This window comes from Azoarcus sp. KH32C, assembly GCF_000349945.1.
In the GTDB taxonomy this organism is placed as follows: domain Bacteria; phylum Pseudomonadota; class Gammaproteobacteria; order Burkholderiales; family Rhodocyclaceae; genus Aromatoleum.
This window is the reverse complement of record NC_020516.1, coordinates 188,115-213,521: the sequence shown is the minus strand read 5'-3', so window position 1 is coordinate 213,521 and position 25,407 is coordinate 188,115. Positions and strand designations below refer to the sequence as shown.

Below are 25,407 nucleotides of genomic sequence, written 5' to 3'. Positions count from 1 at the left end.
CCATGACACTACGGAATTTCTGTGCCGCCCTCGCCTCCGCCGTGCTGCTGTCGGCCGCGCCTCCCGGGCTGGCGGTGGATGCCAAACCTGTCGCCCTGAACCGCCCCGTCCTCGAGACCCACCAGGGGCAGTACTTCCGCTGGTCCACCCCGAAGGGCTGGGCGATGAAGGAGACGACCAACGGCGTCGATCTCTTCGCGCCCAACGGCACGACCTTCGTCTCCAGCGCGCTCCTCGCCGGCGGCTTCGGCGACATGACACCGCAGCAGTTCCTCGCGATGACGATGCGGCAGGTGAATCCCACGATGCAGGTCACCGCCAACCGCCGCCTCGGCGACCAGCCCGGCATCATGAGCCCCTGGCGTACCGAGGAATACGAACTCGCCGGCACCTACAACGGCGTGCCGGTGCGCATGAATGCCACCGTCGGCGTGAGCTCGGCCTACGGCCGCTACTGGGCGACGATGACCCTCTACCAGTCCCCCGCCGCCAACTGGCCGCAGGACCGCACCTGGCTGCCCGCCGTCGCGCAGAGCATCGCCGTCACCAACCCCCGCCAGGTCGCCGGCGCCGACCGCGTCATGCTCCCGCGCAACAACCCGCTCGACAACTCCGGCCTGATCGAATCCTGGCGCCAGAAAGGCCTGTCCGAAGACCGCATCTCGCAGGCCCGCCGCGAGCTGACCATGGGCTACGAACGCATGCAGGACCCGGCAACCGGCCGCCACTACGACATGCCGTACGAGACCTACGACGCCGGAGCCGGCGGGTATCGGAATCCGATGCGGCCGACGGAGTTGTTGAGGAAGGCACCGACGGGGGAGTGAGCAGGCGCGCTTCGCGCCAGACGGGTCAGCGTTGCAGGGTTCTTACGGTGCAGACCGGAGCGGGCGCACGACCAGCCCGTCGTCCTCGCGCACGACCGGCATCGCGAAGTCGAAGCGGTCGACGACTGCGCAGAGCTCCAGGTCGGCGAGGGGCAGCGCCGGGTCGGTACCGGCCGCGAAACGCCGGCCGAAGTCGGATTCGCGCACACGACGGGAGAGGACGGCGTGGCTGATCGGATGGCCGAGCAGGCCCGCGGCGAGGTAGTCGGCGCAGGCGATGTCCTCGTCGCCGTCGCGATCGGTCCATTCGCCGGTCGTGAGCAGCGCGATGCGCCGAGGGGCGATGGCCTGCAGCGCGGCAAGCGTCGCCCCGGCGCAGACGAGGCTCGTCGCGAAGAGACGGGGCACGTGACCGAAGCGGATCAGCGCCTGCACGCCTGCGGCGGTCGTGAGGATCACCGGACGCCCGGCAAGCGCAAGCGCCTGCACGCGGGAAGGCGAATTGCCGAGGTCGAAGCCGGCCATCGGACGGCCGCCGGGCAGCGCGCCGATCGTTAGCGCCTCCGGGATCCGGTTCAACAACAGCTGCGCCTCGGCGGCGGTCTGGACGGGGTGGATTTCCGACGCACCGGCCGCGAAGGCGTAGGCGGCGGTCGAGAACGAGCGCAGCACATCGATCACGACGACGGTGTCGAAATCGTGCGGCGCCTGCACGAGGCGGTGCAGGCTGATGCGATGGATCTCCATCTGGCCATCATACGGCAAAGGGGGTAGGCGTGAGTCGATCGGCGAGCCCACCGCCCGAACGTCCTCGCAGAGCATTCGGCGATTTTGTTGACGGCCATCAAACCAATGGCGTTCGCGTCCGCGGGCGGCGACAGCCGTTCCTATACTTTTTTCACCGGGGGATGGTTGGAGGAGATTGGATCATGCGACAGCACTTCAACGCTCAATCCCTTATCCCGGCATGCCGTATTGGCCGGGCGATGGCCGCGGCGGCGGTCGTCCTGATGCTCACGGTGGGAATGGTGCCGCCCGTCGGCGCCGCCATCACCGAGCCGGTGCTGCAATGGACGGCGGGAGGTCTTTCCGCGGGGATCGACAGCGCCGGACAGGCGGCGCGGATGGCCGTCGATGCCCGGGGCAATGTCGCCATCGTGTCGGGGCCGTCCGGCGGGCGCAATCTGGCCGTCACCTCGTACACCGAAAACGGTGTGTTCCGCTGGCGCAGCACGGTCAACCCGGCATCGGGGACCTTTGTCGGCGACTGGGTGGTCGCGGCCCCGGGCGGCGATTTCCTGGCGGTCGGTCACAGCGTCAACTCAAGCGGCAATCCGATCCAGAGCACCTTGGTCCGGTTCGACACGAACGGGGCATTGCTGTGGCGCGTCGATCCGGCGGTGGGATTCCTCCCGGCCGTCGGACGGCTCGTGGTCGATGCGGATGGCAATGCCTATCTGGCCGTGAGCGGACGGGGAAGCGGCATGTTCGTCCAGAAGTACGACCCGTCCGGCGCCCTGCTGTGGTCGCAACGGGATGCGACGGGCAGCGGCTACGCGCTCGCCGCTTCGCTGGCCTTGAGCCCCGACGGCGCCGATGTGGTGGTGACGGGAGGGATCTCCGGCGGCGCGTTGTGGAACACGATCGCGTATGACACCGCGACAGGTATCCGCAAGTGGCAGGTGACCGCCGCCGAAGGCACGACGGCGAAGGACGTCGTGGTCGATGCCAAACGCGTCTACGTCACCGGCCAGGGCGTGACCGGCGCGGGCACGCCTGCGCTCAAGTACTTTCTCACGGTGATCGCCTACGAGCGGGCAACCGGGAAGCGCGTATGGCGCACCGACCGGAAGCCCGCCGACGCCGGCGACGCCTTCGGTCTGCGGATGGCGATGGCGCCCGACGGCAGCCTGGCGGTGACCGGGCAGACCAACCGCGGCTTCCTCGACTGGTACACGGTCGCCTTCGAGACCACCGGCGCGGTGCGCTGGGAAGCGGTCCGCGACGGCAAGCTGAATACGGACGAGATCCCGCGGGCGGTGCTCGTAATGCCGGACGGCACCACGGTGGTCACGGGCCGGGGCGGCCCGAACCTGCCGGGTGGCTTTATCCCCGGGGTAACGGCGGGCTACAGTTCGAGCGGACAACTGCTGTGGGTCGCCTTCTCCACGCTCGAGACGGTCTGGGCGGCGGCGCTGCCGAATGGCGACGTGTGCGCCACGGGTGGCTACGATGCCTTGATTACGTGCTGGGCGGTTCCCCCCAATGTCGTGCCGGTGCCGCCCGGCGTGACGGTGCCGACCGCGCCGACGAACCTGGCGGCAAGTTCGACGACGCGGCGCAGGATCGACCTCGTCTGGCGCAATACCGCCAGCGACGCCAGTTCGATCACGGTGGAGCGCTGTATGGGAAGCGCCTGCACTGCGTTCGCTCCCGTCGCTCAGCTCGCCGCGACCGCGACCGCTTGGTCCGACGCGCAGGTGAAGTCGAAATCGACCTATTCCTATCGCCTGCGCGCCAGCAATACCGCGGGGAGTTCGGGATACTCCAACATCGCGACTGCGACGGCGCGTTGAGCGCCGCCGCGGATCAGCCGCCCGGCGGCATGCCGCCGGGCCGGTACGAGGCAAGAAACTCGGTCATCCGCTCGACGGGCAGCGGACGGCTGACGAGGTAGCCCTGCATCACGTTGCAGCGCATCGAGCGCAAGACGTGCGCCTGGACCTCGTCCTCGACGCCCTCGGCGACGACGGTCAGCCCCAGGCTGTGGCCGATGCCGATCACCGCGCGGACGATGGACGCGTTGCCGCTGTCGGTCGTCATGTCGCTGACGAAGGAGCGGTCGATCTTGAGCGTATGGACGTCGAGCTGCTGCAGGTAGGCGAGCGATGAGTAGCCGGTACCGAAGTCGTCGATCGACAGGCGCACGCCGAGCGCCTTCAGTTCCGCGAGCGTCTTGAACGACTGTTCGCGGTCGGCCATCACGAAGCTCTCGGTGATCTCGAGCTCGAGCTGTTCGGGCGCGATGCCGCTCGTCGCCAGCGCGCTCCTGACCGATCCGACGAGGTTGCCGCGGCTCAGCTGCACCGTGGACACGTTGACCGCAGTCTGGCGCACGGCGCAGCCGGCATCGGACCAGAGCTTGATCTGGCGACAGGCCTCCTGCAGCACCCAGTCGCCGAGCGGCACGACGAGGCCGCTTTCCTCGGCGAGCGGGATGAAGTCGCCCGGCGGGATCATGCCGCGCTCGGGGTGTTGCCAGCGCACCAGCGCCTCCAGCCCGACGATCTCGCCGCTGAAGAGGTCGACCTGAGGCTGGTAGTGCAGCCGCAATTCCTGGCGCTCCAGCGCGCGGCGCAGGTCGGCGTCGAGCGCGACGCGCTCCTTCGCGCGGCGGGTCAACTCCGGCGAGAAGAAGCGCAGGATGCCGCGCCCCTGCATCTTGGCCTGATGCAGGGCGGCGTCGGCGCTGCTCTGCAGCACTTCCGCGCTCGTGCCGTCGGCAGGAAACAGCGCAATCCCGACGCTGACTCCGACGTAGACGCTGTGACCGGCAGCGACGAAGGGCTCGGCGAAGGCATCGATCATGCGTTGCGCCATCAGGTCGATCGGCATGTCGTCGCTGTGGTCGACGATGATGTTGAATTCGTCGCCGCCAATCCGCGCGATCGCGTCGCTGTCGGGCAGCAGGGCCTTGAGCCGCTTGGCGCCCTCGATCAGCAGTTGGTCGCCGACCTTGTGGCCGAGGCTTTCGTTGATGGTCTTGAAGCGGTCGAGGTCGAGAAAGAGCAGCGCGAACTGGTTCTGGCTGCGCTCCGCGTGCAGGATCGCGTGCGACAGCAGCTCGGCGAACAGCATGCGGTTCGCGAGCCCGGTGAGCGGGTCGCGGTGCGCGAGCACGCGGTATTTCTCCTCGCTCACCTGCAGCATCGCGCTGCGTTGCGCGACGAGGTCTTCGAGAAAGCGGCGCAGGCGCGCGAGTTCGAGATGGGTGCGGATGCGCGCGCGCACCTCGTCGATGTCGAAGGGCTTGGTGATGTAGTCGGCGGCGCCGAGCTCGAAGCCCTTCACCTTCTCGTCGGTCGCGTCGACGACGGTGACGAAGAGCACCGGGATGCGGTCCCCGCCCGGCATCTCCTTGATCCGGCGGCAGACCTCGTAGCCGTCCATGTCGGGCATCAGGATGTCGAGCAGCACGAGGTCGGGCGGGGTCGGACCTTGCACGACATCGAGCGCCTCGGCGCCGTTGCGAGCGACGCGGATGCGATACTCGCTCTTCAGCGCTTCGAGCAGTTCGTGGATGTTCTCCGGGATGTCGTCGACGACCAACAGCGACGCCGGATGGGTCGGATCGGCATGCGCGGCGATGTCGAACAGCACGGGGTGCTTGCGGTAGCGCTGCAGCTCCAACTGATCGCGCACGCGCACCTTGAGGAGGTCGGGATTCACCGGCTTGGTGATGTAGTCGGCCACGCCCATCGCCAGTCCGCGCGCCTCGTCCGCCGCCTCGCTGAGCGCGGTGACGAAGATCACCGGGATGTCGGCCGTCGCCGGATCGAGCTTCAGCGCGGCGAGCACCGAGTAGCCGTCCATGTCCGGCATGCGGATGTCGAGCAGGATCAGGTCGGGCTGGGGAGTGCGGCGCGCGAGTTCGAGCGCCTTCTCGCCGTTCGTCGCGGCGACGAGCGCATAGTCGTCGCGCAGAATGTTCATCAGCGCGTGCAGGTTCTCGTGCGCATCGTCGACGATCAGCAGGCGGCAGCGTTCGCGGGCGGGCCGGGCGGCTTGGGCGAGAGTGGGATTCATCGCGTCGTATCCGGTTGGGGGGCGTCCAGTTGCTTGAGCTTCGCGCGGGCCGCATCGATGTCGAACACATCGACCAGCGCGGCCACGACGGCGACTTCGGTTTCGAGCGGGGTGCCGGCGATGCCGGCGCGCAATTCGGTGAGCAGCGGTTCGGCGGCGCCGAGATCGCTGTCGAGCGCGAGTTCGAGCCTGACGAGGAGCGCCCGCACGGCCTCCGGAGTGAGCGGCGCTGCCGCTCGAGTAGGCACCTCGGTCCCGGTGTCGAGGCCGTCGATCTCGTCCATCAGCCGCTGCTGCAGCGCCTCGGCCTCGTCGAGCGCGACGGCGTCGGGCAGCACGCCCGCCTTGAGCAGCGCGTCGATGGCCGAGATCCTCTCGTACAGCGCCCGTGCGCCGAGCGTGCCGGTGACGCCCTTCAGCACATGACAGATTTCCTCGGCACGCTGCAGCGCGCCGGCCGCGAGCTGGGCGCGCAAGTCGGCGACCGCGCCGGCGTGGCGCTTGCGAAAGCGCTGCAGCTGCTTGCGATAGGCGTCGGCCTTGCCGCCGATGCGGCGGATGCCCTCGCGGGCGTCGAGGCTCGCGAGCGCCAGCAGGTCGCCCGGCACTTCGCCGGCTTTCGGCGCGATCCGGGCGAGCTGCGCCGCGTGGCGCTCCGGCGGCACCTGCACCCACTTCGCCAGCGTCGCCATCAGGCGCTCGGGCGCGATCGGCTTGGTGACGTGGTCATTCATGCCGGCGGCCTGGCTCTTCTCGGCGTCGCGCGTCATCGCCAGCGCCGTCATCGCGACGATCGGAAGCCGCGCGAAGGCTTCGCAGCCGGGCAAGCCGGCGAGCGCGCGGATCCGGCGCGCGGCTTCGAGCCCGTCCATCACCGGCATCTGGATGTCCATCAGCACCGCGTCGTAGTCGCCCGTCTGCACGCGGTCGACCGCCTCGGCGCCGGTGCGCGCCTCGTCGACCTCGATGCCTTCGCTGCGCAGTAGCTCGGTGGCGAATTCGCGGTTGATGTCGTTGTCTTCGACGAGCAGCACGCGCGCGCCGGCGAGTCGGCCGGCGGTCGTCGGTTCGCGCGTGCCCGTGCGTTCCTCGGCGCCGAAGATGCGTCCGCGCCCGAGCACCGAGAGGATCGTGTCGAGCAGCACCGAGGGCGACACCGGCTTGATCAGGAAACCGTCGACGCCCGCCTGTTCGGCGAAACGGAAGACGTCTTCGCGCCCGTAGGCGGTGACCATCACCACCTTGGGATGATGCGGGATGGCGCCGTCACGATGGATCAGCGCCGTCGCCTCGTCGCCGTTCATGCCGGGCATGCGCCAGTCCATCAGTACCAGGTCGTAGGGCTTTTCCGTCGCGCCGCGCAAGGCCGCCAGCGCCGCCGCCCCGCTTAGCGCCGTGCCGACGTCGAGCCGGAAGAAGCGCAGCATGTCGGCGAGGATTTCGCGCGAGGCCTCGTTGTCGTCGACGACCAGCACGCGGATGCCTTCGAGCAGTGGCCCTGCGCGCTCGACCAGCTCGCGCTGGCGGGCCTGCCCCTGCGGAGCGATCCGGAGCCGCATCGTGAAGCACATCGTCGTGCCCTTGCCCGGCTGCGAGTCGTCGACCCAGATGTTGCCGCCCATCAGCTCGGCGAGATTGCGGCTGATCGCGAGCCCCAGCCCGGTGCCGCCGAAACGGCGCGTGGTGCTCTGGTCGGCCTGGGTGAATTTCTCGAAGAGCTTGCGCTGCACCTCGGCCGTCATGCCGATGCCGGTGTCGCGCACGAAGACCTGGAGCAGGATGTCGGTCTCGCCCGCGTCGATGCAGCGGAAGGACAGTTCGACCTCGCCACGCTCGGTGAACTTGACCGCGTTGCCGCACAGGTTGAGCAGGATCTGCCCGAGGCGCAGCGGATCGCCGACGAGGCGCGAGGGGATCGCCGGATCGTAGCGGACGAGGAACTCGACGCCCTTGTCCTCGGCGAGGTAGCCGACCGCGTCGGTGAGCTGCTCGAGCACGGTGTCGAGGCCGAATTCGACCTGCTCGATGTCGAGCTTGCCGGCTTCGATCTTCGAGATGTCGAGGATGTCGTTGATGATGCCGAGCAGCGAGTGCGCCGCGCCCTGCGCCTTGGCGAGATAGTTGTGCTGGCTCGGTGTGAGCTCGCTCTTCAGCGCGAGATAGAGCATGCCGAGGATCGCGTTCATTGGCGTGCGGATCTCGTGGCTCATGTTCGCGAGGAATTCGGACTGCGCGCGCTTGGCGTCCTCGGCGATGTCCTTCGCCTTCAGCAGCTCCTTGTTCGCGGCCTTGAGCTGGGCGGTGCGCTCGATCACGCGCCGCTCGAGCTCGGCGTTGAGCTTGAGGATCTCGGCCGCGGCGCGCTTCTGCTCGGTGACGTCGTAGTTGATGCCGACCATGCGCAGCGGCCGTCCGTCCTCGGCGCGGATGGTCTGGGCGACGCCGCGGATGTAATGGACGGAGCCGTCCGGCCAGACAATGCGGAACTCGGACTCGAACTCCCGCTCGCCGCGCAGCGCCGCCTCGACCTCGGCGTTCGCACGCTCGAAGTCTTCCGGGGCGAGGCTGCTCGACCAGGCCTCGTAGGCGCCGCCGAAGCGGTCGCGCTCGATGCCGTACTGGCGGTACATCGCGTCGTCCCAGACGAGCTCGTTCTTCCCGATGTCCCAGTCCCACACGCCGAGATGCGCGGCACAGGTCGCCAGTTGCAGGCGGTTCTCGCTCAGCCGCACGCGCCCCTCGCTGTCCTCGAGCTCGCGCTCGCGCGCCTTGCGCGTCTTGACTTCGTTGCGCAGCGCCTCGAAGGAGGTCTGCAGCTCCTCGGCCATCTTGTTGAAGGAGCGGGCGAGCAGGCCCAGCTCTTCGAGACGGGTCCCGGGCACCCGCTGCGCGAGGTCGCCCTTCATCAGCTCGCGCGTCGCGAGCACGATGCTGCGGATCGGTGCGGCGACGATCATCGCGAGATAGCCCGCGATCACCAGCGACAGCGTCAACGCCACGGCGAACACCATCGCCGAACGGCTGTTGCCGGCCCTTACGCCTTCCAGGTAATAGCCGGCCGGCATGGCCGTCATCAGGATCCAGTCGGTCTCGCCGCTACGGTCGCGGTAGGGCGTCGCGCGCGCCAGCCAGGTCTCGCGCGACAGGGGCTTTGTTGTGACGATGTCGAACTGGAACTGGGCCGGCGTCGTCAGCGCCGCCAGCGGCCCGCTCGTCTCGCCGAGCCGCTCGACCGCCTTCACGACAACCGGATCTTCCCGCACGAAGGGCAGCGGCGGCACCGCGTTTTCGGACGAGGCGACGAGCTTGCCCTGGCGGTCGACGACGAAGGCCCGACCGTGCTCGGCGAGCGGCAGGCGGCCGAGCAACTGGTTGATGTCGGCGATGCGCCGCCCGGCCTCGAACTCACGCGAGCGCTCCAGGTAATCGTCGAGATAGAGATTGATGTTCTCGGAAGCTTCCTGGTGCAGTCGCGTGGCGAGCTTGTTGGCCGACTCCTCCGCGCTGTGCAGCGTCGTGTAGGCGGTCGCGCCGACCATCACCAGCACGAGCACGATGAAGGGCGTGGCGAGGAACATGCGGATCGGCAGACCGTCGCGCGCCCGGCTTTCAGCGGTGCGCGGATCGCCGACGCCGCTCTCCCACACCCAGTCCTTGCGCCCCAGCACGCGTTCGCGGACATGGCCGGGGATCTCGGCCCAGAACAGGCGGTACTTCCGCGCCAGCGGCAACGCGACGAGCATCGCCAACGGCGCGAGGATCCACGTGATCGAGGTCGTGAAGAACAGCGCCGGCGTGATGTTACGGTAGGAGATCTCCGCCGTGAATTTGTCGGCGCAGATGTAGCCCCACAATTGCGGCTCGATGCTCATGAAGACCGCGACGAACAGCAGGTACCAGCGCCAGGTGCGCAGCTGCCGGAAGTCGGGATCGCGGCCGATGAACTGGTAGGCGACCCAGAAGCAGGCCGGGTTGATGAAGTAGCCGAAGAACCAGTCGCGCAAGAAATCCGGCGGCACGCCTTCGATCAGATCCGACAGCCCGTAGGCGAAGGGCACGACGATCAGGGCGGGATAGCCGAAGAGGACGACGCACAGGAAGACGGTCAGGTCCTTCAGCGATTCGAAGGTCTGCGCGCCGGGGACCAGGACGATGAAGGAGCCGAGGTAGCCGGTCGCGAGGATCAGCACGAAGGTCAGCACGAGGCTGCGCAGCGCGCGGCCATCCCAGGTCTGGCGCTCGCGGCCCACGCGCCAGCGTCCGCCGGGCCGAAAGGTGAAGCCGCCGAAGGCGCAGATCATCAGCCCGAATCCGAGCAGGTAGCCGACCATGCCCCAGACTTCGAGCAAAGGCAGGGGAATGGCCTCGAAGACCGCTTCGATCCACTTGATTGCGCCATCCACGGGGGCGGACTCCAGTTAGTGGCTAGCCGGTAATCATGATCGCCTCATGCCGGGAGGAACTCAATAACCCCTTTACATTGATGAGAATTTCCGGCCGCCGGGCGTGAATTACTTCAGCCTGGCGGTGGGCATGAGCATCACGGGCTGTGCGCGCCCCATGCAGCTGCCGTAGCGCGTATTCACCCGCTCAGCAAACCACGCCGTGGTCAGCTTGCGGGTGATCTTCGGGCTCTTGAGGCTGATGCGCGGCAGGACCTCGCGCGACATGGGCCGGCCGGCACGTTGGTCGGCGAGCGAGAAGACGCGCTGGTAGAGCGCGGTACGGGCGAAGGCATCGCTCTTTTCCTGTTCCAGGGCGGTCAGGATCTCGCCGCGGGACAGGCGCAAGGGCATCGAGAGCTTGAACAGCGCCTTCTGCGTCGCGCTTGCGCTCCGCGACGGCTCGCCGTTCTCGTAGCGCAGCAGGTCGCCGTCGGGGGCGAGCGTCTGCCCGGTCAGGCGCGCGACCGCCAACTGGAAGGCCGCATTGCGGCTCGCGTAGTGGCCGGCGTTGAAGTCGGCGAAGCGGTAGAGCGGGCTCGAATAGCTCACCGGGTAGTCGAGCAGGTGCGCAATGCCGAAATGCAGGCCGCCGCGGCGCGAGAACACGGCTTCGCGGATCTTGCCGTTCCCGGGCGCCGGATAGGGTTTCGTGCGGGCATGCTCCTCGGCGAAGGCGACGCTGACCTGCATCGGCCCGCCGGTGTGCACCGGGTTGTAGCCGCTCAGCAGCAGCTTGCCGCCGGGCACCTCGTCGATGATGTCACCGTAGAGCACGCTCATCTGCCGCTCGGTGCGCAGGCTGTCGATGCGCTGGCGATAGGTCCGGCCGTCCGGCGAGGTCTTCGACAGCGCGGCATCGAGCGCGAGCTTGGGGATGCCGTAGCGCTGGCGGCGCGTTTCGATCTCCTTCCAGGCGATGCGCGACAGGCCGGGCACCACGGGGTCGGCCTGAAAGCCGGACTCCTGTTCGATCACGGCGATCGACGCGCACAGGTTTTCGGCGCTCGGCGCGAGCTGCAGCGCGCCGAAGGCGGCGGCGATGTCGCCCGCCCACTCGTCGCGGTCGCGGATGACGGTCGGCGGCAGCAGCACCTGCAGCCGCGCGCGCGCCTCGAGCTCGCGCGGGCTGGACGGGCGCGGAGCCGGCGCCGGAGGTACGACCGGCGCCGGCACCGAGAGCGGCGGGATGCGGCCGCCACCGCGCGGCATGTCGGGCGACGGCACCGGCAGCGGAGTCGCCGCGGGCGTCGACGGGGCGGTCGATGCGGGACCGCCGGGCGCCCCCGGCATCGGCAGCGTCTCGACTGGCGCGGGTGCCTGCACGGCAGGCCGGGGGCCGGTCGCGCAAGCGGCGACGATCAGACTGGGAGCAAGGAGGACGGCGAGGGAACGGGGTTTCGGTGAGGCGTTCATGCTTTCGGAGGGAGGGGCGTCGCACCGTGGAACAACGCGGCGCGACCGCGTCGGGCTGACGCGAAGCGCAATCATAACGCTGCGCGAGGATGGGAGCAGCGGATGAGGAACTCGCCGCGATGGGCAAGGCTCCGAGAACGGATCGTCGGCCCCGCTATACTGAAAAAATTCGCGGGTCCTGCACATCGACGTCGATCCCCCTCACCCCACGGAGGAAACCTTGCCGCTCGATTCCGCCGAAGCGCCCTCGGCGCTCGCACCGCTGCGCGTGCCCGTGTTCCGCATGCTGTGGCTCGCCTGGCTCGCGGCGAACGTCACGATGTGGATGAACGACGTCGCCTCGGCCTGGCTGATGACCTCGCTGACGACGAGCGCGCTGATGGTGGCGATGGTGCAGGCGGCCTCCACCCTGCCGGTGTTCGTGCTGGGGCTGCCGAGCGGCGCGCTCGCCGACATCGTCGACCGCCGCCGGTACTTCGCCGGCACGCAGCTGTGGGTCGCGCTGGTCGCGGTCGTGCTCGGCGCGCTGTCATTCACCGGAACGCTCAACGCCGAACTCCTGCTCGCGCTGACCTTCGCCAACGGCATCGGGCTCGCGATGCGCTGGCCGGTGTTCGCGGCGATCATCCCGGATATCGTGCCGCGTCACGACCTGCCGGCCGCGCTGGCCCTGAACGGCGTCGCGATGAACATGTCGCGCGTGATCGGTCCGGTCGTCGCCGGGGCGCTGCTCGCGAGCGTCGGCAGTCCCTACGTCTTCATGCTCAACGCGGTGCTCGCCGTAATCGCCTTCGTGCAGATCATGCGCTGGCGCACCGAACCGAAGATCAGCGCCCTGCCCGGCGAGCGCTTCCTCGCCGCGATGCGGGTCGGCCTGCAGCACGTGCTGCAGTCGCCGCCGATGCGCCGGGTGCTCGCGCGCATCTTCCTCTTCTTCCTGCAATCAACCTCGCTCACGGCGCTGCTGCCGCTGGTTGCGCGCAACGTGCATGGCGGCGGGGCGGGGAGCTACACGCTGCTGCTCGCGGCAATGGGCAGCGGTGCCGTGTTCGCGGCGCTGAATCTCGCGCGCCTGCGCCAGAAGCTCGAGCGCGAAGCCTTCGTGCGCTGGGGCACGCTCACGCACGCGGCCTGCGCCGTCGTGGTCGTGCTGGTGCCGACGCTGTGGCTCGCGGTGCCGGCGATGGTCGTCGCCGGCATGGCGTGGATCTCGACCGCGAACTCCCTGACAGTCGCCGCGCAGATGGGGCTGCCGAACTGGGTGCGGGCGCGCGGCATGTCGATCTACCAGATGGCGCTGATGGGCGGTAGCGCCGCCGGCGCGGCGCTGTGGGGCTACGTCGCGAACCTGACGACGGTGACGGTCAGCATCCTGATCGCGTCGGTCGTCGGGCCGCTGGTGATGGTGATCACGCGCCGCCATGTGAAGGTCCACACCGCCGACGAAGACCTGACGCCCGCCTCGGTCACCTCGACGATTCCGCCCGCGGTGATCGACATCCAGCCGGACGAGGGCCCGGTGATGGTGACGATCGAATACCTGATCGACCCCGCGCGCGCCGCCGGCTTCAGCGCAGTCATGCAGGAGACGCGCCGCGCGCGGCTGCGCCAGGGCGCGATGTCGTGGGGACTCTTTCGCGACACCTCGCTGCCGGGACGCTATATCGAGTACTTCGTCGACGAGAACTGGATCGAGCACCAGCGTCGCCTCGAGCGCTTCACCGCGGCCGACGTCGGGCTGCGCGAACGGCGCCTCGCCTTCCACATCGGCAGCGAGGCGCCGCGCATCCGCCGCTACGTTTCGGAGACAATGAGCGGAAACTGAATGACCGCGCCGCCGATGAAACCCGCCCAGCACCCGACCGCCCTGAAGACCCAGCAACTGCTCGCCGACGCCGGCCTCGCCGCCCGGGTCGTCGAATTCGAACAGCCGACGCGCACGAGCGCCGAGGCGGCCGCGGCGATCGGCTGCACGGTCGCGGAGATCGCGAAGTCGATCGTGTTCCGTGCGAAGGAAAGCGACCGCGCCGTCGTGGTCGTCGCGAGCGGCGACAACCGCGTCTGCGAACGCAAGGTGTCGCAGCTCGTCGGCGAGGCGCTCGGCCGCGCGGATGCGGATTTCGTGCGTCAGGCGACCGGCTACGCGATCGGCGGCGTCGCTCCGTTCGGACACGCCCAGCCGGTGAAACTGCTGCTCGACACCGACCTGCAGCGCTTCGAGCGCGTCTGGGCCGCCGCCGGCACCCCCTTCTCGGTGTTCCCGCTGACGCCGCGGGACCTCGCCCGCCTGACCGGCGTCGAGTGGTCCGACATCCGTCAGGAAGGCTGATCGCAATACGCGACCGGGATTGCCCGCATGGCATGACCGATCGGCGCGCAGGCGCTCCACGATTCAGCATTTCGTTGCAATTTCGCCGAAGTTCGCAGCAGGAAACGATGGCGCGGCGTGCATCGTCGTCCTATAAAGGTACTGGAACGACCGAAGGGCGCCCGCGCACGGGCTGTCACATTCATCCCGTTTGCATGGTGCACGCAACCTCCAGAAAGGTTGGGGTCTTCCATCCCGACGTAGCGGAAGGAACGAACCATGACCGTGACACGACGCACATTCCACAAGTCGATTCTCGTCGCCGCAGCGGCTTTGTCGCTGGGCGGATTGAGCAGCCAGGTGATCGGCGCGACCGCCGAAGACCTGAACCGCGATGCCGCCGAAGCGCTGCAGGCGCTCTACAAGACCAATCCCACGGCGGAAACCATCTCGAAGAAGGCAAAAGAGATCCTGGTCTTTCCGAAGATCATCAAGGCCGGCCTCGTCTTCGGCGGCAGCTACGGTGAAGGCGTGCTGATGAAGGGCGCGAAGATCGCCGGCTACTACAACTCCGTGTCCGCATCCTGGGGCTGGCAGGCCGGGGCCGAGTCCTACGGCTACGTCGTCTTCCTGATGACCGACAAGGCCGTGAAATACCTCGACCAGTCGAAGGGCTGGGAAATCGGCGTGGGCCCGACGGTCGTGGCGGTCAATGAAGGGGTCGCGAAGAACCTGTCGTCGACAACCTTGCGCGACGACGCGTATGCGTTCATTTTCGACCAGCAGGGGCTGATGGCGAGCCTCAGCATCGAAGGCACCAAGATCTCGCGCATCAAGCGCTGATCGCAACATGCAAGCGGAGGCTAGACGGGCCCGGATATCTCGCCGGGCTCGAAAAGCACACGGGATCTCATCCACGACCACGGCAACAGCGATAGCATCTCACGTGGGGCGACCCCGAGGGAGATACGACCATGCGTGCTCTATTGATGGTGTTGTGGCTGCTGTTGGCCGGCGTCACGTCGGCGATGGCTGCGGTGCAGGTGAGTATCGGCATCAACCTGCCGGTGTATCCGCAGCTTGTGCCGGTACCAGGGTATCCGGTGTATTACGCGCCCTCGGTGCCGGGTAATTTCTTCTTTTATGACGGCGTGTACTGGGTCTTCTACGACGACGACTGGTACATGAGCTCGTGGTACAACGGCCCGTGGACGATCGTTGCGCCGGCGGCCGTGCCGCTCTTCGTGCTGCGCGTCCCGGTGCGCTACTACCGGGCTCCGCCGGTGTATTTCCGCGACTGGCGGCGTGATCGTCCGCCGCGCTGGCACGAGCACTGGGGTCCGGAATGGGCTGAGCGCCATCGCGGCTGGGACCACTGGAACCGCCGCGCCGCCCCGCGGCCGGCCCCCTTGCCGACCTATCAGCGGCAGTACTCGGGCGACCGCTATCCGCGCGAGATCCGCCAGCAGCGAGAACTGATCGGCGAGCATTACCGCTATCGGCCGCACGAGTCCGTCGCGCGCGAGGTCGTGCCCGAGCCGTCATCGAGGATGAAGGCACCGGATCGACACGAACGCGAAGCCACGCGCCCTGAGCGCAGCCCGCGCATGGAGGAGCGGGATCGTCAGCCTTTCGCCCGCGACGCGGAACCGCGCCATCGCCGGGAAGAACCGATGCCGATGGAACGCCGTCAGATGGAGCGGCGGGACATGGAGTCGAGGCGCGAACAGCAGATGCGTGAACGCGACATGCGCGAACGCCAAGCGGGCGGCCCGCGCATGGAAGAACGCGGACCGCGCGGTCAGGGCGGCGAACAGCAGGCGCACGGGCGCAAGCACCCGCAGCAAAAGGAAGGCGGCAAGAACGATCAGCCCGAACGCTAGCGTCGCGCAGCGACCGCTGCGCAAAGCACCAGGCCGCCCCAGGGCAGGGGCGGCCGACGCAAACCGTTACACAACAGGAAGGGACTCAGTACGGCGGCGGCGGAGGCGGCATGCCCTCGGGCGGAGGCGGCGGCGTGCCGCGATAGTCGCGGTCGCGGTAATCGCGATCCCGATAGCCGCCGTCATACCGATCGTAGCGCTCGGACCGGCCCGTCGCGTAGCGGCCGGACATCGGCACCCGGTGTCCGCTCGCGTACATGCACTGCACGTAGGCGTTGTCGTAGCGCCGCTGCGAGCCGTAGGCCGAACTCTGCGCCGCATCGGCGCCGATGGCGCTGCCGAACAGCAGGCCCGTTCCCGCCCCTACGCCCGCGCCGCGGCTACCCCCCAAGGCTGCCCCGGCCGCCGCACCGACCACGGTGCCGACCGCCGCGCTGCTGACGGCGCTGTCGTTGGCGCGCTGCTGGGCCGAACGCCCGCCGATCTGCTCGTAGGCGTATTCACGGCAATCGGCATCATCGCGGCGGAACTCGCTGAAACTCCGGTTTGAGCCCGGCAGGACGGTCACGCTCGGACCGGTCGGCAGCGAGACGCAGCCTCCCGTCACGAGCAGGGCCATCAGCAGGGCGGACACCGGCAGGACCTTCATCGCGGTCATCGCAGTTTCTCCATCAGCGCGGCGGGGTCGGCGCGACGCGTTGCCAGCCGCCCGGACATTCTTTCACGTAGGGGTAGTAGCCCGACGGGCGATCGCAGTAGTACCAGTAGTTCTTGCTGCGCGGCGGGGCGCCTTCATCCTCGCCCCGCTCCACGTAGACCGGCGGCGACTCGTGCACGACGACCGGCGGCGGCGAATAGACGTAGTAGGGCGGCGGGTAGGCGTAATACGGCCCGTAATACGGCCCCGGCCCGTAGTACAGGCCCGGTCCGCCGATGTAGACGCCGACGCTGCCCCGCCAGTGGCCGTCCGCCGACGCAACCGTCGGCAGCACCGCGCCCATGGCCAGGACCAGCGCAAGCGTCCATTTGAACCCTTTCATGCTTTTCTCCTTCTTTCTCCTTGTCGCCACCCGGCAAAGCCGGGTGATGCCTTTCTATACGAAAGACCACGACTTTGGGGGTGAAATTCACGCGGATTTGTACAGTACTGTATCCACGGTAGCCCCTCGGGCCGGCACAAAAGCAGCGAGAATGGCCGAAACCTTGGGGAGAAATCCGCGGTCTCAGACTTGGCACACTCCGCAGCGCCTCCCCCGCCCGCAAGACACGGACGGACTTGCGGAGCACGCACAACAAGGGAGGAGCCGCCCACCCCGGCAAGGAGACCGTCATGAAAGGCTTGAAGAGGTTGTACTTCCTGCTGCCCGACGTCGACACGGTGCGCAGGATCGTCGATGAATTCCTCCTGGCACACATTCCTTACGAACATATACATGTGCTCGCGAGCAGCGACGTCCCGCTCGAGGAACTGCCCGAAGCCGGCATCGCCCAGAAAACCGACCTCGTGCCCGCGATCGAGCGCGGGCTGGCGGTGGGCGGCACCGTCGGCGTACTGGCCGGCCTCGCTGCATTGGCCTTCCCGCCGGTCGGGATGGTGGCCGCCGGCGGCGCGATCCTGTTCGGCGCGCTGGGCGGCGCCGGCTTCGGCGCCTGGGTGTCGGCGATGATCGGGGTCGGGATTCCGAACTCGCATCTCCAGCGCTTTCAGGAGGCGATCGACAAGGGGATGCTGCTGATGATGGTCGATGTGCCGACGGATCGCGTCGATGAGTTCGAGGACATGATCCGGGAGCACCACCCCGAAGCCGACATCGAAGGCACGGAGCCGACGATCCCCGCGTTTCCGTGATACACCCGCGGCCTTGAAAGGGGCCGTTGCGGGAACTACGGTTCAGGAAGGGCAAGTCCCGCGGCCGAACACCGGCGCGGCCGCGGGCCGGGGCGTCAGCCCGCGTGCCGGGAACGAGGCACCATGGCACTCGCTATCGCGCTGATCCTGATCGTTGCCGCTTCGGTGCTGTTCCATTTCGCCAGCCCGTGGTGGTTCACGCCGATCGCATCCAACTGGGGCCGGCTCGACGACACGATCCTGATCACGCTGATCATCACCGGCGTCGTCTTCGTCGCGGTGAACCTCTTCGTCGCTTGGGCGATCGTGCGTTACCGGCACCGCCCCGGGCACCGCGCGGCCTACGAGCCGGAACGCCCGAAACTCGAAAGCTCGCTCACCGTCATCACCACGCTCGGCATCGTCGCAATGCTGACGCCGGGCCTCTACGTCTATTCCGACATGATCAACGTTCCGCCTGACGCGCTGGTCGTCGAAGTGCTCGGGCAGCAATGGCAGTGGCGCTTCCGCTTTCCCGGCGCGGATGGCCAGCTCGGCCTCAGCGACACCCGCTTCATGAGCGCGGACAAGCCCTTCGGCGTCGATCCGAACGACGCTCACGGCCGCGACGACGTGCTGATCGACGGCCCCGAGCTGCATCTGCCGCTCGGCAAGCCGGTGAAGATCGTGCTGCGTTCGCGCGACGTGCTGCACGATTTCTACGTGCCGGAATTCCGCACGAAGATGGACATCGTGCCGGGCACGGTGTCGCGCTTCTGGTTCACGCCGACGCGGATGGGGCGCTTCGAGATCCTGTGCGCGGAGCTCTGCGGCGTCGGCCATTTCAACATGCGCGGCCACGTCGTCGTCGAGGACGAATCGGCCTTCCACGCCTGGCTCGCGACGCAGCCGACCTTCGGCCAGATCCTCGCAGCGCCGGCCGCGAGCGGACCCGAGGCCCTCGTCGCGCGCGGACGCTCGCTCGCGCAGGCGCGCGGCTGCGGCGCCTGCCACAGCATCGACGGCAGCCGCAGCATCGGCCCGGGCTGGAAGGGGCTCTTCGGCCGCAACGAGACGCTCGCCGACGGCAGCAAGGTCGTCGCCGACGAGACCTACCTCGCGCAGTCGATGCGCGAACCGACGGCGGCAATCGTGCAGGGCTACCCCGCGATCATGCCGCAAGCGAATCTCGCCGACGACGAGGTCGCGGCGCTGGTCGCCTATATCAAGTCGCTCGACGGCGCCGGCGGCGGCGCCACGAAGACGCCATGACGGAGGCCGCGATGAGCCACGACGACGACGCCCACGCCGGACCGCAGAGCTTCTGGATGAAGTATGTGTGGAGCCAGGACCACAAGGTCATTGCGATCCAGTACACGATCACCGCGCTCGTCGTCGGCCTGATCGCACTGGCGCTGTCGAACCTGATGCGCCTGCAGCTCGGTTTTCCCGGCCGCCTCAGCTTCATCGACGCCGCGAGCTATTACCAGTACGTCACGATGCACGGCATGATCATGGTGATCTACCTGCTCACCGCGCTCTTCCTCGGCGGCTTCGGCAACTACCTGATCCCGCTGATGGTCGGTGCGCGCGACATGGTCTTCCCCTACCTGAACATGCTGTCGTACTGGATGTACCTGCTCGCGGTGCTAGTGCTGCTGGCGAGCTTCTTCGTTCCGGGCGGTGCATCGGGGGCCGGCTGGACGCTGTATCCGCCGCAGGCGATCCTGCCCGGTACGCCGGGCACGGAGTGGGGCATCGTCACGCTGCTGGTGTCGCTCGCGATCTTCATCGTCGCGGCGACGATGGGCGGCCTCAACTACGTCACGACGGTGCTGCAGGCGCGCACGCGCGGCATGACGCTGATGCGCATGCCGCTCACGGTGTGGGGGATCTTCATCGCGTCGATCCTCGCGCTGCTCGCCTTCCCGGCGCTCTTCGTCAGCGCGGTGATGATGCTCTTCGACAAGCTGCTCGGCACGAGCTTCTTCGTGCCGGCGATCGTGTCGATGGGCCAGCCGCTCAAGCACAGCGGCGGCAGCCCGATCCTGTTCCAGCATCTGTTCTGGTTCTTCGGCCACCCCGAGGTCTATATCGTCGCGCTACCCGCCTTCGGCATCATCTCGGAGCTCATCAGCACCCACGCGCGCAAGAACATCTTCGGCTACCGCATGATGGTGTGGGCGCTGGTCGCGATCGGCGTGCTGTCCTTCGTCGTGTGGGCGCACCACATGTACGTGTCCGGCATGAACCCCTATTTCGGCTACTTCTTCGCGACGACGACGCTGATCATCGCCGTGCCGACCGCGATCAAGGTCTACAACTGGGTGCTGACGCTGTGGCGCGGCGACATCCACCTGACGGTGCCGATGCTGTTCGCGGTCGGCTTCATCAGCACCTTCGTCATCGGCGGGCTCACCGGCCTCTTCCTCGGCAACGTCAGCGTCGATATTCCGCTCTCCGACACCTACTTCGTCGTCGCCCACTTCCACATGGTGATGGGCGTGTCGCCGGTGCTCGCGATCTTCGGCGGCCTCTACCACTGGTACCCGAAGGTCACCGGACGAATGCTCGACGAGACGCTCGGCAAGCTGCATTTCTGGGTCACCTTCGTCGGCGCCTACGCCATCTTCTTCCCGATGCACTACCTGGGCTTCCTCGGCATGCCGCGCCGCTATTACGCCTTCGAGGGCTACGATTTCATCCCGCCGTCGGCGCAGTCGCTCAACGCCTTCATCACCGTCGCCGCGCTGATCGTCGGCGTAACCCAGCTCGCCTTCCTGTTCAATCTCGCGTGGAGCGCGCGGCACGGCAAGCCGGCGGGCGCGAATCCGTGGGGGGCGACGACGCTCGAATGGCAGACGCCGGACACGCCGCCGAAGCACGGCAACTGGGGCGCCGAACTCCCGGTCGTCTACCGCTGGGCCTACGACTACAGCGTGCCGGGCGCCGAGCAGGACTTCATCCCGCAGAACGTGCCCCAGCAGACGCCGCCGGATGGCATGCCCGAGGGCCGGCCGGCCTGGGAGGGACACGCATGAGCTTTCTCGACGCCCTTGCCGCCCGCCCCTGGCTGCCCCAGCCGGCGCCGGCGGAACACACGCCGCGCCCCGCTGCGGCAATCGGCCTGCACATGCTGATCGCGGTGATCGCGGTGCTGTTCGGCCTCTTCGTGCTCGCGGTCGTGATCCGTTCGCAGCAGCCGGACTGGCAGGCGCTCGTGGACGAACCCGGCGCCCCGCTCGCGAACGCCGCGCCCTTGTGGGTGAACACGGCCTTGCTCGCGATGAGCAGCCTTGCGCTGCAGGCGGCGGCGAGCGCATCGCGCCACGGCCGGGTGGCGGTTCGCAGCGCGCTCGCCCTCGCGGGTTGCTTCGCGCTCGCCTTCCTCGTCGGGCAGGGCCTGGTGTGGCGGCAGTTCGTCGCACACGGCCACTTCGTCGCGAGCCACCCGGCGGCGAGCTTCTTCTACCTGCTGACGGGCCTGCACGGCCTGCATCTCGCCGGCGGACTCGTCGCGTGGGCCCGCGTCACGCTGCGAGCCTGGCGCGCGCCTCCCTCCGCCGGCGCCGACCCTGCCGTCGCGCTCTGCGCCCGCTATTGGCACTTCCTGCTCGCCGTGTGGCTCGTGCTCTTCGCGCTGCTCGCGAGCCCGCCGGCGACCCTCGGCGCGATCGCCGAATTCTGCGGCGTGCGATGACACATGAGGTGACCCGATGAGCGCGATCTCACCCACCGAACCGACCACCGCCGCCGCGGCCACCGGCTGGCGCAGCCTCGTCGACGACTGGTCCGGCGACCGCCAGGCCTTCCAGGTGCCCTGGGGCAAGGCGATGATGTGGATCTTCCTGCTCTCGGACATCTTCGTCTTCAGTTGCTTCCTCACCGGCTACATGTCGGTGCGCCTCGCGACGACCGAGCCGTGGCCCAACCCCAGCGAAGTCTTCGCGCTGACGGTCGGCGGCCACAGCATCCCGCTGATCCTGATCGCGATCATGACCTTCATCCTGATCACGAGCAGCGGCACGATGGCAATGGCCGTGAACTTCGCCTATCGCCGCGACCGCGTCCGCACGGGCGTGCTGATGATCGTCACCGCGCTTTTCGGCGCGAGCTTCGTCGGCATGCAGGCACTGGAATGGACCAAGCTGATCGTGCACGAAGGCGTGCGCCCCTGGGGTAACCCGATGGGCGCGGCGCAGTTCGGCTCGACCTTCTTCATGATCACCGGCTTCCACGGCCTGCATGTCACCGCCGGCGTGATCTACCTGCTGACCGTCGCCTCGCGCGTGCTCGCCGGGCGCTACGAGAAGAGCGGCAACTACCAGATCGTCGAGATCGCGGGCCTGTACTGGCACTTCGTCGACCTCGTCTGGGTGTTCATCTTCGCCCTGTTCTACCTGTGGTAGGAGGCAGCCATGGACCACGCCCCCGCACAACAGCACTCGATCGGCCTCTACCTGAAGGTCTGGGGCCTGCTCTTCGTGCTCAGCACCTTCTCCTACCTCGTCGACTACTTCCACTTCCAGGGCCTGCTGCGCTGGTCGCTGATCCTGCTCCTGATGGCGATGAAGGCGGGCCTGATCGTCGCCGTCTTCATGCACCTGCGCTGGGAGCGGCTCGCGCTGATCTGCACCATCCTGCTGCCGCCGCTGTGCGTGCTGGTGCTGGTCGGGCTGATGGTCGCCGAGGGCGACTACACCTTCCTCATGCGGCATCTCTTCTTTACCGGCCCGTGAGAGTCTGGAACCTATCAAAACGTAAGCGCCCGTCCGCAGCACCTGGTTCGAAATTAAGATGGTTTCCTTTGGTTCGCGTGAACACGCCTCGATGCACCTTCAATTGCTGATGGCAATGCTGCGCAATCCGGGCTCCACCGGCACGCTGCTGCCGTCTTCACGGGCCTTGGCGAACACCATGGCAAACGCGGCGGCAGGTGCCGACCTCGTCATCGAACTCGGCGCCGGGACCGGCCCCGTCACGGATGCGCTGCTGGACAAGCTGCCCGACGTGCCGTTGATCGCGGTCGAGTTGCAGCCCTCCCTCGCCCATCGGCTCCAGCGCCGCTACCCCGACGTGGACGTCAGGCAGGCCTCGGCGAAAGAGGTCGTGGATGAGCTGATCGACTACCCGGGCAAGATTGTCCTCGTCTCCAGCCTGCCCTTCCGTTCGCTTCCGGAGCATGTCGCCATCGAGACGGCACACAGCCTGTGCCGGTTCCTCGCACACAAGCCGGACCGCAAGCTCGTCCAATTCACCTACCACCCCCGCGCGCCCTTCCCGGCCCCGCGACTCCTGCGCTGGAAGCGCACCGCGGTGGTATGGCGGAACACGCCGCCAGCGGGAATCTGGGAGCTGCGTGCGGATTCCCGGACAACGTAAGTTTGGGGTCGCTCGCTGCATCCGCTTCGTGATGAGCTTGCCGCCGAAATGACCCGCGAACCTCCTGCCTCCGACATCGAAACGCCGGCCTCGATCTGCCGCTTCTGGTTCGGCACGGACACTGCCGCTCGCACCGGACCGGACGACGCTGCGGTCGCCGCGAGGCAGGCAAAGCTCTGGTGGCGCAAGGATCGCGAAACCGACGGCGTGATCCGGCGGCGCTTCGCCGCGTGGCTCGACCGCGCCGCCGCCGGCGAACTCGACGACTGGGTCGCGACGCCCCGCGGCCGCCTCGCACTGATCCTGCTCACCGACCAGTTCTCCCGCAACATGCATCGGGACACCGCACAGGCCTTCGCCTACGACCCGCTTGCCCGCCGTTGGTGCGTCGAAGGGCTCGCGGCGGGTGCCAATGCGGCATTGCGCCCGATCGAGCGCGTGTTCTTTTGCCTGCCGCTCGAACATTCGGAGTCGCTCGCCGACCAGCAGCGCGTCGTCGCCCTCTTCGGCCGCCTCGCCGACGAAGTCCCCGACGCCGGCCGCGCGACCTTCGACGACTACACCGACTACGCCATCCGCCACCGCGACATCATCGCCCGCTTCGGCCGCTTCCCGCACCGCAACCGGCTGCTGGGGCGAACGTCGACCGACGATGAGATCGCCTTCCTGCGCGAGCCGGGCTCGTCCTTCTGAATCGCGCCGTAGATCACATGGATTGCTCGTCCGACTCCGCACTTCCGGGAGGTGGCTTGTGCCAGTACGACTGCAGCCGCACCCACCCTTCCTTCTCGATGCCTTCGCAGTACAAGGTCGCCGCGCCGCTCGGCCCCACTCTTCTCAGCATGCCGGTCACGCCCTTGAGGTCCCCCGTGGGCAGCTCCTCGAAGCGGCAATGGGCGTCGGCCTGGCTTCGCGCACGCACGCGCACGATCGTCGGCGGGCGCTGCAGCGCCTTCTCGACGATGTCTCCGGGTTTGACGCTCATCCCCTCCGGCACCAAGGCCAGGAAGACGTCATCGTGCCTGATGCCGGATACGACGGTGTGCCAGTAAATGCGTTCGCGGACCGCGACCACCCGTCCGGCGGCAATCTGCTCCTTGGTGAAGCCCAAACGTCTCATGTGATGCGCGAGGTCGGCGACTGTCGTTTCGGGCCCGATTCGATTCGCTGCGACATCACGCTCGGTCACCGTGTGGCTGACCTCGCCCAGCAGAACCGTCCCCTCCTGCAGCGAGACACCTTGCGACGCGCAGCCGCCGAGCAGGCAAAGCGAAACGACCGAAGAAGCGATTGGGTTCCGCATGATTTCCCCCCCAGGTCACTCCATCCAAGCCTAGCAGGGGAATATCCGGATCGCATCCAGTGAAACAAACTGGAACGCAGACGCTCACGAAAACAGCTTCGGCAGATCCACCGTCCCCTGCTTGCCGACGAAACGCCGCCGCGTGCGGATCCAGCGCGCGGCGCGCACGCGGCCCAAGTCGCGCAGCTCGTGCAGGAAGGCGCGCGCCGCGTTGAGCTTGCTGCCGTTGCCCGTCTCCGCGAGCTCTTCGGCCTCGATCAGGTGGAAGCGCAGCCCCATGACCTTGCGCTCGAGGCGCCCGCGCGGCACCCACGACGGACCCTCGGCGATGTAGGCGCGAGCGTGCGTGATCATGCGCATCTCGCGGAGGAAGGTCGTCGAGAAGCCCAGTTCGGTCGCCCGGCCGGCGATGTCCTCCGCGCTGCGCGGCGCGTCGGACGTGCTCAAGGGATTGAGCAGCACGAGCAGGATGTCCGGCGTGCGGCATTCATACATCAGCGGATAGATCGCGGGATTCGCACTGAACCCGCCGTCCCAGTACGCCTCGCCGTCGATTTCCACCGCATGGTGAATCGACGGCAGACAGGCCGACGCCAGCAGGCTCTCGGCGGTGATCTCGCCCGTATGAAAGAGGCGCACCTTGCCCGTGCGCACGCGGGTCGCCGCGATGAAGAGCTTCAAGCGGCAGGCGCGGCGCAGGTAGTCGAAATCAAACTGGCTGCTGACGACGTCGCGCAGCGGATTCAGTTCGAAGGGGTTGAACTGGTAGGGCGACAACAGCTTCGTGACATGCATCAGCGCATTCACCGGGCCCGGCAGCCCACCGTTGCCGCCAGGGTTCAGGCTATGCAGCAGGTCCAGCTCCGGCGGCGTCTTGTCCGCGACCGCCTCCCAGAAAGCCGACAGGCTCTCGCGCGCCCCCTCGGGCCCGCCGCGCGTCCAGCCCTGCGCAAGTGCAACGGCGTTCATCGCACCGGCGCTCGTGCCGCTGATGCCCTCGAGCCGCCAGCCGTCCTCCAGCAGGCGATCGAGGACACCCCAGGTATAGGCTCCATGGGCCCCGCCGCCTTGTAGCGCGAGGTTCAACGCCGGCACCGAGCCGGCCTTGCCTTGCCACCATCGTTTTCGAAGCATGAACAATCCTCCATTCTTCGGCGATGCATTGGTGCAGTGCACCATACAGGAAGAATGAAAGAAGGATGTGTCAAGAAT

The 25,407-nt window shown here is 67.8% G+C and carries 22 protein-coding genes; 14 read left to right on the top strand and 8 right to left on the bottom strand.

Annotation, left to right across the window (positions count from 1 at the left end; all coding sequences use genetic code 11):
- The first annotated feature begins 2 nt into the window (after positions 1 to 2).
- Positions 3 to 827, top strand: a complete 825-nt coding sequence (locus AZKH_RS00990) for a hypothetical protein (protein ID WP_015433851.1) — start codon at positions 3 to 5, stop codon at positions 825 to 827.
- Between the two features lie 42 nt (positions 828 to 869).
- Here the strand turns inward: AZKH_RS00990 and AZKH_RS00985 are convergent, their stop codons facing one another.
- Positions 870 to 1,574, bottom strand: coding sequence for a 2-phosphosulfolactate phosphatase (locus tag AZKH_RS00985; protein WP_041655785.1), 705 nt, complete (start codon positions 1,572 to 1,574; stop codon positions 870 to 872).
- 182 nt (positions 1,575 to 1,756) lie between these two features.
- On the opposite strand from AZKH_RS00985, the gene AZKH_RS00980 reads away from it, so the two are divergent.
- Positions 1,757 to 3,403 (top strand): PQQ-binding-like beta-propeller repeat protein, encoded by a 1,647-nt coding sequence (locus AZKH_RS00980; RefSeq protein WP_015433849.1) that lies wholly within the window; start codon positions 1,757 to 1,759, stop codon positions 3,401 to 3,403.
- 13 nt (positions 3,404 to 3,416) lie between these two features.
- On the opposite strand, the gene AZKH_RS00975 is transcribed toward AZKH_RS00980, so the two are convergent.
- The 3 genes from AZKH_RS00975 to AZKH_RS00965 form a co-directional block, all read right to left on the bottom strand.
- Positions 3,417 to 5,633: an EAL domain-containing protein gene (locus AZKH_RS00975; protein ID WP_015433848.1), complete on the bottom strand. Its 2,217-nt coding sequence runs from the start codon at positions 5,631 to 5,633 to the stop codon at positions 3,417 to 3,419.
- Entirely contained in the window at positions 5,630 to 10,036 is a 4,407-nt protein-coding gene (locus AZKH_RS26085) for a response regulator (RefSeq protein ID WP_015433847.1), read from the bottom strand. The genes AZKH_RS00975 and AZKH_RS26085 overlap by 4 nt, the downstream gene beginning before the upstream one ends.
- A gap of 108 nt (positions 10,037 to 10,144) precedes the next feature.
- On the bottom strand, positions 10,145 to 11,491 hold the full coding sequence (locus AZKH_RS00965) for a DUF1615 domain-containing protein (RefSeq protein WP_041655781.1): 1,347 nt from the start codon (positions 11,489 to 11,491) through the stop codon (positions 10,145 to 10,147).
- A gap of 220 nt (positions 11,492 to 11,711) precedes the next feature.
- On the opposite strand from AZKH_RS00965, the gene AZKH_RS00960 reads away from it, so the two are divergent.
- The 4 genes from AZKH_RS00960 (at position 11,712) to AZKH_RS00945 (ending at position 15,682) form a co-directional block, all read left to right on the top strand.
- Positions 11,712 to 13,316, top strand: a complete 1,605-nt coding sequence (locus AZKH_RS00960; RefSeq protein ID WP_015433845.1) for an MFS transporter — start codon at positions 11,712 to 11,714, stop codon at positions 13,314 to 13,316.
- Positions 13,317 to 13,820 carry a YbaK/EbsC family protein gene (locus tag AZKH_RS00955; RefSeq protein ID WP_015433844.1) on the top strand — a complete coding sequence of 168 codons (504 nt, stop codon included), beginning with the start codon at positions 13,317 to 13,319 and terminating at the stop codon, positions 13,818 to 13,820.
- A gap of 258 nt (positions 13,821 to 14,078) precedes the next feature.
- On the top strand, positions 14,079 to 14,642 hold the full coding sequence (locus AZKH_RS00950) for a YSC84-related protein (RefSeq protein ID WP_015433843.1): 564 nt from the start codon (positions 14,079 to 14,081) through the stop codon (positions 14,640 to 14,642).
- 131 nt (positions 14,643 to 14,773) lie between these two features.
- Positions 14,774 to 15,682: a hypothetical protein gene (locus AZKH_RS00945; protein ID WP_041655780.1), complete on the top strand. Its 909-nt coding sequence runs from the start codon at positions 14,774 to 14,776 to the stop codon at positions 15,680 to 15,682.
- Positions 15,683 to 15,767: 85 nt separating this feature from the next.
- Here AZKH_RS00945 and AZKH_RS00940 read toward each other — a convergent pair whose 3' ends face one another.
- Both AZKH_RS00940 and AZKH_RS00935 read right to left on the bottom strand, forming a co-directional pair.
- A complete protein-coding gene (locus AZKH_RS00940; protein ID WP_015433841.1) occupies positions 15,768 to 16,340 on the bottom strand; it encodes a YMGG-like glycine zipper-containing protein in 573 nt (190 codons plus the stop codon).
- 13 nt (positions 16,341 to 16,353) lie between these two features.
- Entirely contained in the window at positions 16,354 to 16,722 is a 369-nt protein-coding gene (locus AZKH_RS00935) for a hypothetical protein (RefSeq protein ID WP_015433840.1), read from the bottom strand.
- 290 nt (positions 16,723 to 17,012) lie between these two features.
- On the opposite strand from AZKH_RS00935, the gene AZKH_RS00930 reads away from it, so the two are divergent.
- The 8 genes from AZKH_RS00930 (at position 17,013) to AZKH_RS00895 (ending at position 23,585) form a co-directional block, all read left to right on the top strand.
- Positions 17,013 to 17,531 carry a DUF1269 domain-containing protein gene (locus AZKH_RS00930; RefSeq protein WP_156822015.1) on the top strand — a complete coding sequence of 173 codons (519 nt, stop codon included), beginning with the start codon at positions 17,013 to 17,015 and terminating at the stop codon, positions 17,529 to 17,531.
- Positions 17,532 to 17,654: 123 nt separating this feature from the next.
- Entirely contained in the window at positions 17,655 to 18,782 is a 1,128-nt protein-coding gene (locus AZKH_RS00925) for a cytochrome c oxidase subunit II (protein WP_015433838.1), read from the top strand.
- Between the two features lie 11 nt (positions 18,783 to 18,793).
- Positions 18,794 to 20,551 (top strand): cytochrome c oxidase subunit I, encoded by a 1,758-nt coding sequence (gene ctaD, locus AZKH_RS00920; protein WP_156822014.1) that lies wholly within the window; start codon positions 18,794 to 18,796, stop codon positions 20,549 to 20,551.
- Positions 20,548 to 21,210 (top strand): cytochrome c oxidase subunit 3, encoded by a 663-nt coding sequence (locus AZKH_RS00915; protein WP_015433836.1) that lies wholly within the window; start codon positions 20,548 to 20,550, stop codon positions 21,208 to 21,210. The genes ctaD and AZKH_RS00915 overlap by 4 nt, the downstream gene beginning before the upstream one ends.
- Positions 21,211 to 21,226: 16 nt before the next feature.
- Positions 21,227 to 21,919, top strand: a complete 693-nt coding sequence (locus AZKH_RS00910; RefSeq protein ID WP_015433835.1) for a heme-copper oxidase subunit III family protein — start codon at positions 21,227 to 21,229, stop codon at positions 21,917 to 21,919.
- 9 nt (positions 21,920 to 21,928) lie between these two features.
- Positions 21,929 to 22,249 carry a cytochrome C oxidase subunit IV family protein gene (locus AZKH_RS00905; protein WP_015433834.1) on the top strand — a complete coding sequence of 107 codons (321 nt, stop codon included), beginning with the start codon at positions 21,929 to 21,931 and terminating at the stop codon, positions 22,247 to 22,249.
- A 58-nt stretch (positions 22,250 to 22,307) separates the two neighbouring features.
- Positions 22,308 to 22,892, top strand: a complete 585-nt coding sequence (locus tag AZKH_RS00900) for a class I SAM-dependent methyltransferase (RefSeq protein ID WP_015433833.1) — start codon at positions 22,308 to 22,310, stop codon at positions 22,890 to 22,892.
- A 48-nt stretch (positions 22,893 to 22,940) separates the two neighbouring features.
- Positions 22,941 to 23,585: a DUF924 family protein gene (locus tag AZKH_RS00895; protein WP_015433832.1), complete on the top strand. Its 645-nt coding sequence runs from the start codon at positions 22,941 to 22,943 to the stop codon at positions 23,583 to 23,585.
- Positions 23,586 to 23,598: 13 nt separating this feature from the next.
- Here the strand turns inward: AZKH_RS00895 and AZKH_RS00890 are convergent, their stop codons facing one another.
- Positions 23,599 to 24,195 carry a hypothetical protein gene (locus AZKH_RS00890; RefSeq protein WP_015433831.1) on the bottom strand — a complete coding sequence of 199 codons (597 nt, stop codon included), beginning with the start codon at positions 24,193 to 24,195 and terminating at the stop codon, positions 23,599 to 23,601.
- A gap of 84 nt (positions 24,196 to 24,279) precedes the next feature.
- On the bottom strand, positions 24,280 to 25,329 hold the full coding sequence (locus tag AZKH_RS00885; protein WP_041655778.1) for a patatin-like phospholipase family protein: 1,050 nt from the start codon (positions 25,327 to 25,329) through the stop codon (positions 24,280 to 24,282).
- Positions 25,330 to 25,407: the final 78 nt, after the last annotated feature.